Here is a 12,282-nt window from a genome sequence, read left to right as displayed (position 1 = left end):
GGCGGCCCTTGCGCATCGCACTCATGTCCTACCGCAGCAAGCCACACTGCGGCGGTCAGGGCGTCTACGTACGCCACCTCAGTCGCGAGCTCGTGGCGCTCGGGCACACCGTCGAGGTGTTCTCGGGCCAGCCCTATCCGGAGCTCGACGAGGGCGTCACGCTGACCAAGGTCCCGTCGCTCGACCTCTATCGCGAGCCCGACCCGTTCCGCACGCCCCGGCCCAAGGAGTACCGCGACCTCATCGACGTCGAGGAGGTCCTGACGATGTGGACCGCGGGATTCCCCGAGCCCAGGACGTTCAGCAAGCGCGTGGCCCGGTTGCTCAAGGGCCGCCAGGGTGACTTCGACATCGTCCACGACAACCAGACGCTCGGCTCCGGCATGCTCGACATCGCCGAGCAGGGCTTCCCGTTGATCACGACGATCCACCACCCGATCACGTTCGACCGGCGCATCGACATCGCCAACGCGCCGACCCTGCGCAAGAAGCTCAGCCTCCGCCGCTGGTACGGGTTCCTCGGCATGCAGAAGAAGGTCGCCCGACAGCTGCCCAAGATCCTGACGGTCTCGGAGTCCAGCCGGCGTGACATCGTGACGGACTTCGGCGTCGACCCGTCGCGACTCGAGGTCATCACCCTCGGCGTCGACGACGTGTTCGTGCCGCCGACCGCGCCGCGGGTGCCGGGCCGCATCGTGGCGATGGCCAGTGCCGACGCACCGATGAAGGGCATCGCGACGCTGCTCGAGGCGTTCGCCAAGCTGCGCACCGAGCGTGACGTCGAGCTCCTGCTGGTCACGACGCTCAAGCCGGGCGGCCGCACCGAACGGCTCATCGACGAGCTGGGCATCGCCGAGCACGTGTCGTTCGTCAACGGCATCAGCGATGCCGAGCTGGTCGACGTCATGGGATCGGCCGAGGTCGCCTGCGTGCCATCGCTCTACGAGGGATTCTCGCTGCCGACCGCCGAGCTGATGGCCTGCGCGACACCGCTCGTCGTCAGCCGGGCAGGTGCGATCCCCGAGGTCGTCGGCGAGGACGGCGCGTGCGCCACGCTCGTGCCTCCGGGTGACGTCGGCGAGCTGGAAGCCGCGATCGAGGAGCTCCTCGACGACCCGGCCCGCCGCGAGGCGATGGGCCGCGCCGGTCGTGAGCGCGTGCTGGAGCTGTTCAGCTGGCGCGCCGTCGCGAGCGCGACCGCAGCAGCGTACGAAGAGGTCATCGCCGCGAGCGCGGCATCAGAACACAAGGGAGACAACCGTGCTGACGATTGATTTCGACCGTCTGGGGCTGCGCCCGGGCGACCGGGTGATCGACATGGGCTGCGGCGCCGGGCGCCACGCGTTCGAGATGTATCGCCGCGGCGCCGACGTCATCGCGTTCGACCAGGACGCCGACGAGCTGGCCGGGGTGCTCGAGCTGTTCGGCGCCATGAAGGAGGCCGGCGAGGTTCCCGAGGGCGCCTCGGCCGACATCAAGGAGGGCGACGCACTGTCGCTGCCGTTCGCCGACGGCGAGTTCGACCGGGTCGTGGCGTCCGAGGTGCTGGAGCACATCCCCGCCGACATCCAGGCGATCGGTGAGCTCGTACGCGTCCTGCGGCCCGGCGGGACCATGGCCGTGACGGTGCCCCGCTGGCTGCCCGAGGTGGTGTGCTGGAAGCTGTCCGAGGACTACCACAACACGCCCGGCGGCCACATCAGGATCTACTCCGACAAGGAGCTGATCGGCAAGCTCCAGAACGCGGGCATGACCTTCGACGGCATCGACTACGCCCACGGCCTGCACTCGCCTTACTGGTGGCTCAAGTGCGCCGTCGGCGTGAAGAACGACAACCACCCGCTCGTCAAGGCGTACCACCAGGTGCTGGTCTGGGACATCATGAAGACGCGGGGCTACAGCACCGCGACGCGCCTCGCCGAGAAGGCGCTCAACCCGCTGATCGGCAAGAGCATGGTGCTCTACCTGCGCAAGCCGGACGCGTGATGCTGACGGCTGACCAGATCGCCCAGACGGCTGCCGGCATCGCCGCGATGCAGGAGCCGGACGGGGCGATCCCCTGGACCACCGGCGAGCACACCGATGCCTGGAACCACGTCGAAGGGGCCATGGCCCTCGTGGTCGGCGGTCAGGTCGAGGCCGCCGCTGCCGCGTACGACTGGTGTGCCCGCACGCAGCGCGCCGACGGCTCCTGGCCCATGAAGATCGTCGGCGGCCGGGTCGAGGACGCCAGCAGCGAGTCCAACATGGCGGCCTACATCGCCGTCGGCGTCCTGCACCACTGGAAGATCCGGCAGGACCGCGCGTTCGTCGAGCGCATGTGGCCCGTCGTACGCCGCGCGCTGGACCTCGTCGTCGACCTGCAGCTGCCGTTCGGCGGCATGGCGTGGTCGCGGGAGTGGGACGCCGACGGCCCTGCCACGGTCAACCGCGAGGCCCTGCTGGCGGGCAGCTCGAGCATCTACCAGTCGCTCCGCTGCGGTGTCGCCCTCGCCGAGCTGATGGGGGAGCCGCAGCCGGAGTGGGAGCTCGCGGGTGGCCGGCTCGGGCATGCCCTCCGCCAGCACCGCGACAGATTCCTCGACAAGTCGACATTCTCGATGGACTGGTACTACCCGGTGCTCGGTGGCGCCGTGCGTGGCCCGGCCGCCGATGCCTTGCTGGCCTCGGAGTGGGACACGTTCGTGGTCGACGGCCTCGGGATCCGCTGCGTCAGCACCAACCCATGGGTGACCGGCGCCGAGACGTGCGAGCTGGCGATGGCGCTCAAGGCCGCCGGCGACCCGCGGGCCGAGCAGCTGTTCGCGGACATGCAGCACCTGCGCACCGACAGCGGCGACTACTGGACCGGCTTCGTCTTCCCCGAGAACGTCAACTGGCCGGCCGAGCAGACGACCTACACCGCGGCGGCGGTGATCCTCGCGTGGGACGTGCTCACCGGCACGACTCCGGGGGCCGGCGTGATGACCGGTCACCACATCGGGGTCGATTTCGAGGGCATCGCGTTCGAGTGCGACTGCCCGTCATCCGACCGGTTCGCCGGCGTCTCCCCGGGTACGCGCTAGCACCCGCATCGAGCCGACTGTCTCGCGCGGCTCGAACGATCCCGAGGCGACGGCGCGCTGCCAGACGTGGAACGGCGCCTGGCCACCGTCCTCCGGCCGCTCGAACACGTCGTGGATCACCAGGGCGCCGCCCGGCACGAGCCAGTGGGCAAAGCCCGAGTAGTCGTTCTGGGCGTGCTCCTCGGCGTGACCGCCGTCGATGAAGAGCAGGCTGACGGGCGTACGCCACCAGGTCGCCACGCTGGTCGAACGGCCGATGACCGCCGTGACCTGGTCCTCGAGGCCGGCGCGGGCGATGGTCCGGCGGAACACCGGGAGGGTGTCCATGAGGCCGAACTCCGCGTCGACGAGGGAGGCGTCGTGGTGCTCCCAGCCCGACTGGTTCTCCTCGGAACCGCGATGGTGGTCGATCGTGAGCACGACGCCACCGACCTCGCGCGCTGCGGCGCCGAGATAGATCGCGGACTTGCCGCAGTACGTACCGATCTCGAGTGCCGGGCCGTGGGGGAGCCGCTCGCGGGCGACGCGGTGCAGGAAGGCACCTTCGTCCTCCGGCATGAAGCCCTTGGCCGCGACGGCATGGGCGAACAGGTCTGCGGGCATCTCGGAGTTCACGAGGACAGTCTGCCCGCTGCGGTCACTTGCGGGTGTGCCGGCCGCGTCGCAGCGATCGGGACTTCCGGAGCCGCGGCTGCTCCTCGTTGACCGGCGCCACGCCGGGAGGAAGCTCGTGCGACTCGACCTGCCGCCATTCGCCACCGAAGCGCACCTCGGCGGCGAGGAGCGGGTCGGGAACCCAGCGCCCGGTCGACGTCTCGAAGTATGCCGCGGAGCCGCCGCTGAGGCGGACGACCTCGTCGCCGGCGGGGGTGCTCAGGACGTAGTAGCGCATGCCAGTGCCTCATCACGTGTCCGCGCGATCGCAAGCATGCCTCGCCCCTTCATCTCCCGTGGCTCCATTGTTCTGCATCCCGAGGCGCTTTGGAGTCAGTCTGTTCATATTTGACGAGAATCACACCGAAGTCCCGGCGGCCGAAAGTATCCGCATTTCCCGGCGAACCCGCTGATCAGAGGGCTACCGTGAGCAAGTCAAGAGGGAGCTTGGCAGGTCATGTCACCCGTGACCGCGGTCCGCCGAAGGGAGAACCGGCTCCGGCCGGATTCGTCGGATCGATGTCGCGAGTCGAACGCTCAGCACTGGACGACGGGCGTGCATGGACGGGGGCGTGAGCGGGCCTCTTGGCGACGACACCGAGAGGGAGTACCGCAATGATCCGAGCAACCCAGATGAGACGTGCAGCCCTGGCACTGGCAGGGGCAGTCACCATGGTCGTGGCGACCACCGCGCCCGCGAGTGCCGTCTGGTGGTGGCCGACCCCGCAGCCGGCTCCCACGTGCGGGACCACGATCTACAAGCCCGATGGCACGGCATGGAAGTGCACGTTCGCCGACGACTTCAACACCGGCACGCTGGACGGCAAGAAGTGGGCCGTCCAGCAGACCGCTGCGACCGGCATGCATGCCGGGCCGGAGTGCCTGGTCAACAGCAGCCGTAACGTCTCCGTGTCGGGCGGCAGCCTCCACCTGACGACGCGCAAGGAGGCCGCGGCGTTCACCTGCAGGAGCCCGTACGGCGCCTACACCACGCAGTACACCAGCGGCGGCGTGACGACGACCGGCAAGTTCGCGCAGACCTACGGTCGGTTCGAGTTCCGGGCGAAGTTCCCGGCAGTCAAGGTGCCCGGCGTCCAGACCGCGCTCTGGATGTACCCGGCCACCCTCAAGTACGGTGCGTGGCCCGCTTCCGGCGAGATCGACGTGACCGAGTTCTACAGCCAGTACCCGGATCGCTCGATCCCCTACATCCACTACAACACGGCGGACGACAGCTCGCCCGTCACCAACTGGTCCTGCAAGCTCGACCCGTCGGTGTTCAACACGTACGTCGCGGAGTGGACCACGACCGGGATCACGATCAGCCACAACGACACGGCATGCTTGACGCACACGTTCAACCCCGCGGCTCCGTTGACGTCACCGCAACCGTTCGACCAGCCCTACGCCGTGCTGCTCACCCAGGTGCTCGGCACGGGAACGAACACCTTCAACGCCACGTCGACGCCGTTGCCGGCGACGACCGACGTCGACTGGGTGCGCGTCTGGTCCTGATCGTCAGAACTCGGGCAGCCGGGGGACGTACGGCTGCTCGAGTCGGGCGATCTCGTCGGCGCTGAGCGTGAGCTCGAGCGAGGCCACCGCGTCGGCCAGGTGCAGCGGCTTGGTCGCACCGACGATCGGCGCCGTGACGACGTCGTGCTGACGCACCCATGCCAGCGCGACCTGGGCGCGGGAGACCCCACGCTCGGCGGCGATCGCGCCGACGGCCGCGGCGATCGCCCGGTCCGACTCCTCGGCCTGCCGGTAGTAGCCCTTGGCGACCGCGTCACCCGCGCTGCGGGTCGTGCTCAGGTCGTCCCAGTCGCGGGTGAGCCGGCCGCGCGCGAGTGGACTCCACGGGATCACGCCGATGCCCTCGTCGAGGCAGAACGGGTGCATCTCCCGCTCCTCTTCGCGCTGCACGAGGTTGTACTGGTCCTGCATCGAGACGAACGGGGCCCAGCCGTTGAGGTCGGCGGCGTGCTGGGCCTGGGCGAGCTGCCAGGCATACATCGAGGACGCCCCGATGAAGCGCGCCTTGCCGGCCCTGACCACCTCGTCAAGGGCCTCCATGGTCTCCTCGATCGGGACCTCGGGGTCCCAGCGATGGATCTGGTAGAGGTCGACGTAGTCCGTGCCGAGCCGCCGGAGGCTCCCGTCGATCTGGGTCAGCACGGCGGGCCGGGACAGTCCGCCGCTCGAGGGGTCGCCACCCATCGGGTAGAACAGCTTGGTCGCGATGACGACGTCCTCGCGGCGGGCGAAGTCCGCGAGCGCCCGGCCGACGATCTCCTCGCTGCTGCCGTCGGAGTACATGTTGGCGGTGTCGAACGTCGTGATGCCGGCGTCGAGCGCCTGCTGGATGAACGGGCGGCTCTGCTCCTCGGGCAGCGACCACGGATGCGTGCCGCGAGCCGGGTCGCCGTAGCTCATGCAGCCGAGGATGACGGCTGACACCTCGAGGTCGCTGGTTCCCAGCGTCACGCGCTCCATGGGTCGATCATGCCGTGCCCCGCGGCGCGGTGTTGGCAGGTCTGGCAGTCTGGAGTCATGCCATTGACCGGAGAGTACGCACCGAGCACGTCCGATTGGGCCCGCGAGCAGGCCGAGCTGTTCGAGAGCACCAACGGCGCCGAGGGCAACACGTTGCAAGGGCGCCCGATCATCTTGCTGACAACGCTCGGCGCGACCTCGGGCAAGCTGCGCAAGACCGCACTGATGCGGGTCGAGCACGACGGCGAGTACGCCGTCGTGGCCTCGCGGGGTGGAGCACCGAAGCACCCGAGCTGGTACTACAACGTCGTCAATGCGCCGTTGGTCGAGCTGCAGGACGGTCCGGTCCGCAAGGACTACGTGCCGCGTGAGCTCAGCGGTGAGGAGCGGGAGATCTGGTGGGCCCGGGCGGTGGAGGTCTGGCCGGACTACGAGAACTATCAGAAGAAGACCGACCGGATCATTCCGGTCTTCCTGCTGACGCCTGTCGAGTGACGCGATCACCTGGTCTCACCCCGCGGGACGCTGCGCGTGGGTGCGACCAGGTGAGCCCGCCCGTGTGTGAGGATTCCGGACAACGGATTTCGCGATCCGGCGTACCCCTCCACACGAATGGACGACGATGTCGACGAATCGCGATGCGCTGCCATCAGCCCCAGGAATCTCGCGCCGGTCGTTCGTCAGGGCGGCATCCCTGGCAGTGCCGCTGACGGCGTTCGCGGCATCCGGCGCACCGCTGTGGCTCGGCGAACCCGCCGCCGCTGCCTCGGTGGCTGCCTCGACGTACGCGCATCCGGGACTCCTCCACACGCTCGCGGACCTCGACCGCATGACCCGTCACCTCGGCGCCGAGCCGTGGACTGGCGGCTGGGGGCGGCTCACCGCGAACGGCCGGTCGCGCGCGACCTGGTCTCCCCGCCCGGTCGAGACCGTCATCCGGGGCGGCACCGGTCAGAACTACGGCCCGCTGTTCACCGACATCCACGCGGCGTACCAGAACGCCTTGCGGTGGCGCATCTCCGGCGAGGAGGCACACGGCGCCGCCGCAGTGCGGATCCTCAACGCCTGGTCCGGCACGTTGAAGACGGTGACCGGCAATGCCGACCGCTTTCTCGCCGCGGGCATCTACGGCTATCAGTTCGCTAACGCGGCCGAGCTCGTGCGCGACCGTCCCGACTTCGAGCTCGGTCGGTTCCGCGACATGCTGCTGACGATCTTCCACCCGATGAACGAGCAGTTCCTCACCGACCACAACGGCGCGGTGATCACGAACTACTGGGCCAACTGGGACCTCTGCAACATGGCATCGACCCTCGCGATCGGCATCTTCGCCGACCGCGACGACCTCGTGGACCGCGCCGTCGACTACTTCCACACCGGCGCCGGCAACGGCTCCCTCGCGCACGCGGTGCCGTACCTCCACGGCGACGGGCTGGCCCAGTGGCAGGAGAGCGGCCGCGACCAGGGGCACACGATCATGGGCATCGGCCTCATGGGGGCGTTCTGCGAGATGGCGTGGAACCAGGGCATCGACTGCTATGGCGCGGACGACAACCGGTTCCTGAAGGCCGCCGAGTACGTGGCGAAGTACAACCTCGGTCATGACGTGCCTTTCACGCCCTACACGTGGCAGTCCGGCCCTCGCGCCACGACGGCGTCACACGCGGGGTGGCACACGCAGACCGTGCCGGGCGCGGGCGGCCGCGGGCAGGCGCGCCCCGTGTGGGACCAGGTGCTCGGGCACTACTCCGGCCGTCGAGGGCTGGCCACGCCGTGGGTCGCCGAGATCGCTGCCAGCCTGCGACCCGACGGCGGAGGCGGCGACTACGGCCCGAACTCCGGTGGGTACGACCAGCTGGGGTTCGGCACCCTCACGCAGTACGTCGCCGGGACCGGTCGCCGGATGACGCGGCTGCAGAGCTTCAACCAACCGCAGCGGTACGTACGTCATGCGGGGTCGGCAATCCGGCTCCAGCCCACGTCGATGCCGCTCACCTCCTCGGAGTTCCGAGTCGTCCCCGGCCTCGCCGGCCGGACTCGCGGGCGCGTGTCGTTCGAAGCCGTTGACGCGCCCGGGTACTTCCTGCGCCACCGCGGCTTCGAGCTGCGGCTCGTGCGGAACGACCACTCCAAGGGGTTCGCCGCGCATGCCACGTTCATCCCGGTCGCCGGCTTGGCAGACGCACGGCTGACGTCCCTGAGGGCGCACAACTACCCCGACCGCCACCTTCGGCACCACGGCCTGGGCGTGCGGCTCGACGTGATCCGGAGCGCGACCGCCCGCGCCGATGCGACGTTCCGCATGGTCGACTAGGCACCGGAATAACTCGGCGCCACGGGTCCTTGACCACGGCATGACTTCCACACTCTCCGCAACCACGTCCGGCACGTTCCAGCTCGGCGGCGACCTCCCGGTCGTCCGCCTCGGATATGGCGCGATGCAGATCACCGGCGACGGTGTCTGGGGCGAGCCCCGTGATCGTGACGAAGCCGTCCGGGTGCTGCGGCGCGCGGTCGAGCTCGGCGTGACGTTCATCGACACCGCGGACTCCTACGGCCCCAACGTGTCCGAGGAGATCATCCGCGAGGCACTGCACCCGTACGCCGACGACGTCGTGGTCGCCACCAAGGCCGGCCTCACCCGCACGGGTCCCGGCGAGTGGATCCCCGTCGGCCGTCCCGCCTACCTCAAGCAGCAGGTCGAGCTCAGCCTGCGCCGCCTCGGCGTCGACCGTATCGACCTGATCCAGCTGCACCGCATCGACCCCGAGGTCCCGGTCGCCGACCAGGTCGGCGCGTTCAAGGACCTGCAGGACCAGGGCAAGGTGCGCCACATCGGCCTCAGCGAGGTGACCGTCGACGAGCTCAAGGAGGCGCAGAAGACTGCCGAGATCGTGTCGGTCCAGAACCTCTACAACCTCGCCGACCGGCGCGCTGAGGCACTCCTCGACCACGTGACGGACGAGGGCATCGCGTTCATCCCGTGGTTCCCGCTCGCGACGGGCGGACTGGTCAAGGACGGCGGCCCGCTCGTCGAGATCGCCAAGGAGCAGGGCGCGACGCCGTCCCAGCTCGCGCTCGCGTGGCTGCTCCGGCGTTCGCCGGTCATCCTGCCGATCCCCGGCACGTCGTCCGTGTCGCACCTCGAGGACAACCTCGGCGGTGCGGCCATCGAGCTGACCGACGAACAGTTCCAGGCGCTGTCCGACGCCGTCTGACGGCGGCCTCAGTCGTACGTCGTGGTCTCGATCACCGAGTTGGGACGGAACGACACGGCGCCGCCCCTGCGGCCGGGCCGGACGAGGTCGAAGCCACCGGTCGTCACGAGTGACCAGCGCAGGGGCGGCTCGGCCTGACCCAGATGCCGTCCCCCGATCGGGGCGAACAAGGTGAGCGCCGCCTCGGCGCACTCGAGGTGGGTCGGCGGGAAGACGAACTGCCCGTCGGCCGCCTCGTCCTCAGGCCCGAGGAAGGCGATGGGCCGGGTCAACGTCTCGCCGCAGATGCCGCAGATGCGGCTCAGCGCACAGCGGATGGCGCGGCGCTTGACCACGTGCGAGTGGTCGAGCGCCCCGTCGTCGTCCTCGCACGCGAACGGCACCGGCAGCCCGCCGGCCCTGGGCCGGCCGTCGAGCGCCGTGCTCATACCGAGGCCGTGCCGGACCACTTGCCGAGCTCCGTGCGGCGTACCGGCCGCTCGGCGTCGTCGAGACGGCGGCGCTTGCGGGGCGACAGTGGCGCCGGGTTGTCGCTCGTGCGCCGGTTGGGCAGCGAGAGCTTCATGATCGTCCGCAGCGTCTGGCCGTACTGCTTGTGGAGCGGGCCTGTGGTGTACGGGATGTCGTAGCGCTTGCAGAGGTCCTTCACCTTGACCGCGATCTGCGCGTAGCGGTTGCTGGGCAGGTCGGGGAACAGGTGGTGCTCGATCTGGAAGCCGAGCTGACCGCTCATGACGTGCAGGAGCTTGCCGCCCTCGAAGTTGGCCGAGCCGAGCATCTGTCGGAGGTACCACTCCGCGCGGGTCTCGTCCTCCAGCTCCTCCTCCGTGAAGTGCACGGCACCGTCGGGGAAGTGACCGCAGAAGATGATCATGTAGGACCAGAAGTTGCGGATGATGTTGGCCGTGAAGTTGGCGCTCAGCGTGCTGAAGAACGCAGGACCGGTCAGCAGCGGATACATGAGGTAGTCCTTGAACCCCTGCTTGCCGACCTTCTGGCCGATCTGCTTGAGCTGCTTCTTGAGCAGCGCCGGGTCCTTCTTGCCCTTGCGGATCGCCTCGATGTCGAGGTCGTGCAGGGCGACGCCCCACTCGAAGAACGCAGCGAGGAAGAAGTTGTAGATCGGCTGGCCCAGGTTGTAGGGCGTCCACTTCTGGTCGCGCGACATCCGCAGGATGCCGTAGCCGATGTCGTTGTCGTGGCCGAGCACGTTGGTGAACTGGTGGTGGATGTAGTTGTGCGAGTGCTTCCACTGCTCGGCGGGCTGGGTGGTGTCCCACTCCCAGTTGCTGGAGTGGATCTCGGGGTCGTTCATCCAGTCCCACTGGCCGTGCATCGTGTTGTGACCGATCTCCATGTTCTCCAGGATCTTGGCCGAGCCCAGCAGGGCGGTGCCGAGGAGCCACGCCGGCGGGAAGAAGCTTGCGAACAGCGTGATCCGACCGGCGGCGGCCAAGCGCCGCTGGAGCGTGATGACGCGGGTGACGTAGTCACGGTCGGCCTGGCCTCGATCGGCCTCGACCTCGGCGCGGATCTCGTCGAGCTCGCGGCCGATGGCCTCGACCTCCTCGTCGGTCAGGTGGGTGTACTCGCGTACGTCTGCGAATGCCATGGGTGTCTCCTTCTGTGGGGAGGTTGGGCTAGAGGGTCAGGGTGCAGTCGCCGGCGGCGACCGAGATGCAGGTCTGGATGTACTCGTTGGGGTTGTCGTGCTCCTCGCCGCTGCGCAGGTCGCGGATGCGGCCTGACGCGAGAGGGACGTCGCAGGTGTGGCAGATGCCCATGCGGCAGCCGAACAGCATGTTGACGCCGGCCTTCTCGCCGGCCTCGAGCAACGTGGTGGCGCCGTCGACCTGGACGGTCGGGCCGCCGACGCCGAACGTGACCATGCCGCCGGCCGCCTCGCCTCCGGCGGTGTTGAGGGTGAAGCGCTCGACGTGGATGTGCTCCTCGCGGCCGAGGCGCTGATAGTGCTCGGTGAACGCGTCGAGCATCGGGCCGGGCCCGCAGGCCCACGTCTCGCGGTCCATCCAGTCGTGGCAGACGTCGTCGAGCTGCTCGGGAGTGAACATGCCGTCGGCGTCGGTGAACCGCTCGTGGAACGTGAAGTTCTCATAGCGCATCGCCATGACGCGCAGCTCGTGGACGAACATCATGTCGTCCTCGGTGCGGGCGGAGTAGACGAGCGTGACGTCGGGGAGGGTGTCGCGCCGGTCGAGCGTGCGCAGGATCGACATGACGGGCGTGATGCCGCTGCCGCCGACCAGGAACAACGCCTTGTCCGGTGGCGGGTCGGGGAGCACGAAGTCGCCCTGCGGCGAGGCGAGCCGCACGATGGTGCCCGGCTCGAGGCCGTTGACCAGGTGCTCGGAGAGGAAGCCCTCGGGCATCGCCTTGACGGTGATGCTGACGGTCTTGCCCTCGACCAGGGGCGGCGACGACAGCGAGTACGAGCGCCAGTGGAAGCGGCCGTCGAGCTCGACGCCGATGCCGATGTACTGGCCGGGCTGGTGGTCCCACGACCAGCCCCATCCCGGCTTGATCACCAGGGTCGCGGCGTTCTCGGTCTCCGGGACGACCTTCTCGATCCGGCCGCGCAGCTCGCGCTGGGACCACAACGGGTTGATCAGCTTGAGGTAGTCGTCGGGCGCGAGGGGGGTGGTGAGGGCGTGCGCGGCCTTGCGGAGACGTTGCAACGCCGGGGTGCGTGCGGTGAGCGGCTTGGGCATGTGGACTCTCCGGCTCGAAGGTGTAACTCGGGGTTACAATTCAGGGTTACACGTGTTCACTGAACCCGCAAGGTCAAGGTCGCTGTGATGCGCATTGCGTGACGCCGATCATGATGGGGG

General features: G+C 68.9%; 13 protein-coding genes. 7 read left to right on the top strand and 6 right to left on the bottom strand.

The annotated features are described in order from the left end of the window. The first annotated feature begins 8 nt into the window (after positions 1–8). Genes ASC61_RS05470 through ASC61_RS05460 form a run of 3 tightly spaced genes read left to right on the top strand, consistent with a single transcriptional unit; the run spans position 9 to position 3,065 of the window. Entirely contained in the window at positions 9–1,274 is a 1,266-nt protein-coding gene (locus ASC61_RS05470; RefSeq protein ID WP_056210261.1) for a glycosyltransferase family 4 protein, read from the top strand. Next, entirely contained in the window at positions 1,261–1,986 is a 726-nt protein-coding gene (locus ASC61_RS05465; RefSeq protein WP_200935396.1) for a class I SAM-dependent methyltransferase, read from the top strand. The genes ASC61_RS05470 and ASC61_RS05465 overlap by 14 nt, the downstream gene beginning before the upstream one ends. Continuing rightward, positions 1,986–3,065, top strand: a complete 1,080-nt coding sequence (locus tag ASC61_RS05460; RefSeq protein ID WP_056210260.1) for a prenyltransferase — start codon at positions 1,986–1,988, stop codon at positions 3,063–3,065. Before ASC61_RS05465 ends, ASC61_RS05460 begins: the two co-directional genes overlap by 1 nt. On the opposite strand, the gene ASC61_RS05455 is transcribed toward ASC61_RS05460, so the two are convergent. Continuing rightward, on the bottom strand, positions 3,024–3,680 hold the full coding sequence (locus tag ASC61_RS05455; RefSeq protein ID WP_235503492.1) for a class I SAM-dependent methyltransferase: 657 nt from the start codon (positions 3,678–3,680) through the stop codon (positions 3,024–3,026). The two genes, ASC61_RS05460 and ASC61_RS05455, sit on opposite strands and share 42 nt — an antisense overlap. Positions 3,681–3,702: 22 nt before the next feature. Further along, positions 3,703–3,957 carry a hypothetical protein gene (locus ASC61_RS05450; protein WP_056210257.1) on the bottom strand — a complete coding sequence of 85 codons (255 nt, stop codon included), beginning with the start codon at positions 3,955–3,957 and terminating at the stop codon, positions 3,703–3,705. Between the two features lie 395 nt (positions 3,958–4,352). Between ASC61_RS05450 and ASC61_RS05445 the strand changes: the two genes are divergently transcribed. Continuing rightward, entirely contained in the window at positions 4,353–5,234 is an 882-nt protein-coding gene (locus tag ASC61_RS05445) for a glycoside hydrolase family 16 protein (RefSeq protein WP_162243649.1), read from the top strand. A gap of 3 nt (positions 5,235–5,237) precedes the next feature. Here the strand turns inward: ASC61_RS05445 and ASC61_RS05440 are convergent, their stop codons facing one another. Next, positions 5,238–6,215 (bottom strand): aldo/keto reductase, encoded by a 978-nt coding sequence (locus ASC61_RS05440; RefSeq protein WP_056210254.1) that lies wholly within the window; start codon positions 6,213–6,215, stop codon positions 5,238–5,240. Between the two features lie 57 nt (positions 6,216–6,272). On the opposite strand from ASC61_RS05440, the gene ASC61_RS05435 reads away from it, so the two are divergent. The 3 genes from ASC61_RS05435 (at position 6,273) to ASC61_RS05425 (ending at position 9,433) form a co-directional block, all read left to right on the top strand. Then, entirely contained in the window at positions 6,273–6,710 is a 438-nt protein-coding gene (locus ASC61_RS05435; RefSeq protein ID WP_056210251.1) for a nitroreductase family deazaflavin-dependent oxidoreductase, read from the top strand. 127 nt (positions 6,711–6,837) lie between these two features. Further along, positions 6,838–8,529 carry an AbfB domain-containing protein gene (locus tag ASC61_RS05430; protein ID WP_082530481.1) on the top strand — a complete coding sequence of 564 codons (1,692 nt, stop codon included), beginning with the start codon at positions 6,838–6,840 and terminating at the stop codon, positions 8,527–8,529. A 40-nt stretch (positions 8,530–8,569) separates the two neighbouring features. Next, positions 8,570–9,433 carry an aldo/keto reductase gene (locus ASC61_RS05425; RefSeq protein WP_056210250.1) on the top strand — a complete coding sequence of 288 codons (864 nt, stop codon included), beginning with the start codon at positions 8,570–8,572 and terminating at the stop codon, positions 9,431–9,433. An 8-nt stretch (positions 9,434–9,441) separates the two neighbouring features. On the opposite strand, the gene ASC61_RS05420 is transcribed toward ASC61_RS05425, so the two are convergent. From ASC61_RS05420 to ASC61_RS05410, 3 genes are read right to left on the bottom strand one after another with little or no spacing between them, the layout of a single operon-like run. Further along, positions 9,442–9,861, bottom strand: a complete 420-nt coding sequence (locus tag ASC61_RS05420) for a hypothetical protein (RefSeq protein ID WP_056210248.1) — start codon at positions 9,859–9,861, stop codon at positions 9,442–9,444. Next, positions 9,858–11,045 (bottom strand): fatty acid desaturase family protein, encoded by a 1,188-nt coding sequence (locus ASC61_RS05415; protein WP_056210246.1) that lies wholly within the window; start codon positions 11,043–11,045, stop codon positions 9,858–9,860. Before ASC61_RS05415 ends, ASC61_RS05420 begins: the two co-directional genes overlap by 4 nt. A gap of 28 nt (positions 11,046–11,073) precedes the next feature. Continuing rightward, a complete protein-coding gene (locus ASC61_RS05410) occupies positions 11,074–12,162 on the bottom strand; it encodes a ferredoxin reductase (RefSeq protein ID WP_056210244.1) in 1,089 nt (362 codons plus the stop codon). Positions 12,163–12,282: the final 120 nt, after the last annotated feature.

The sequence above is a fragment of the Aeromicrobium sp. Root344 genome (assembly GCF_001425755.1).
Taxonomy (GTDB): Bacteria; Actinomycetota; Actinomycetes; order Propionibacteriales; family Nocardioidaceae; genus Aeromicrobium.
This window is presented reverse-complemented; position numbering and strand designations above follow the sequence as displayed.

Bases quoted from the DNA above. Each gene is read 5' to 3' on its own strand.
- ASC61_RS05460 (WP_056210260.1), top strand. From the start codon at position 1,986: ATGCTGACGGCTGACCAGATCGCCCAGACGGCTGCCGGCATCGCCGCG.
- ASC61_RS05450 (WP_056210257.1), bottom strand. From the start codon at position 3,957: ATGCGCTACTACGTCCTGAGCACCCCCGCCGGCGACGAGGTCGTCCGC.
- ASC61_RS05445 (WP_162243649.1), top strand. From the start codon at position 4,353: ATGAGACGTGCAGCCCTGGCACTGGCAGGGGCAGTCACCATGGTCGTG.
- ASC61_RS05440 (WP_056210254.1), bottom strand. From the start codon at position 6,215: ATGGAGCGCGTGACGCTGGGAACCAGCGACCTCGAGGTGTCAGCCGTC.
- ASC61_RS05435 (WP_056210251.1), top strand. From the start codon at position 6,273: ATGCCATTGACCGGAGAGTACGCACCGAGCACGTCCGATTGGGCCCGC.
- ASC61_RS05430 (WP_082530481.1), top strand. From the start codon at position 6,838: ATGTCGACGAATCGCGATGCGCTGCCATCAGCCCCAGGAATCTCGCGC.
- ASC61_RS05425 (WP_056210250.1), top strand. From the start codon at position 8,570: ATGACTTCCACACTCTCCGCAACCACGTCCGGCACGTTCCAGCTCGGC.
- ASC61_RS05420 (WP_056210248.1), bottom strand. From the start codon at position 9,861: ATGAGCACGGCGCTCGACGGCCGGCCCAGGGCCGGCGGGCTGCCGGTG.
- ASC61_RS05415 (WP_056210246.1), bottom strand. From the start codon at position 11,045: ATGGCATTCGCAGACGTACGCGAGTACACCCACCTGACCGACGAGGAG.
- ASC61_RS05410 (WP_056210244.1), bottom strand. From the start codon at position 12,162: ATGCCCAAGCCGCTCACCGCACGCACCCCGGCGTTGCAACGTCTCCGC.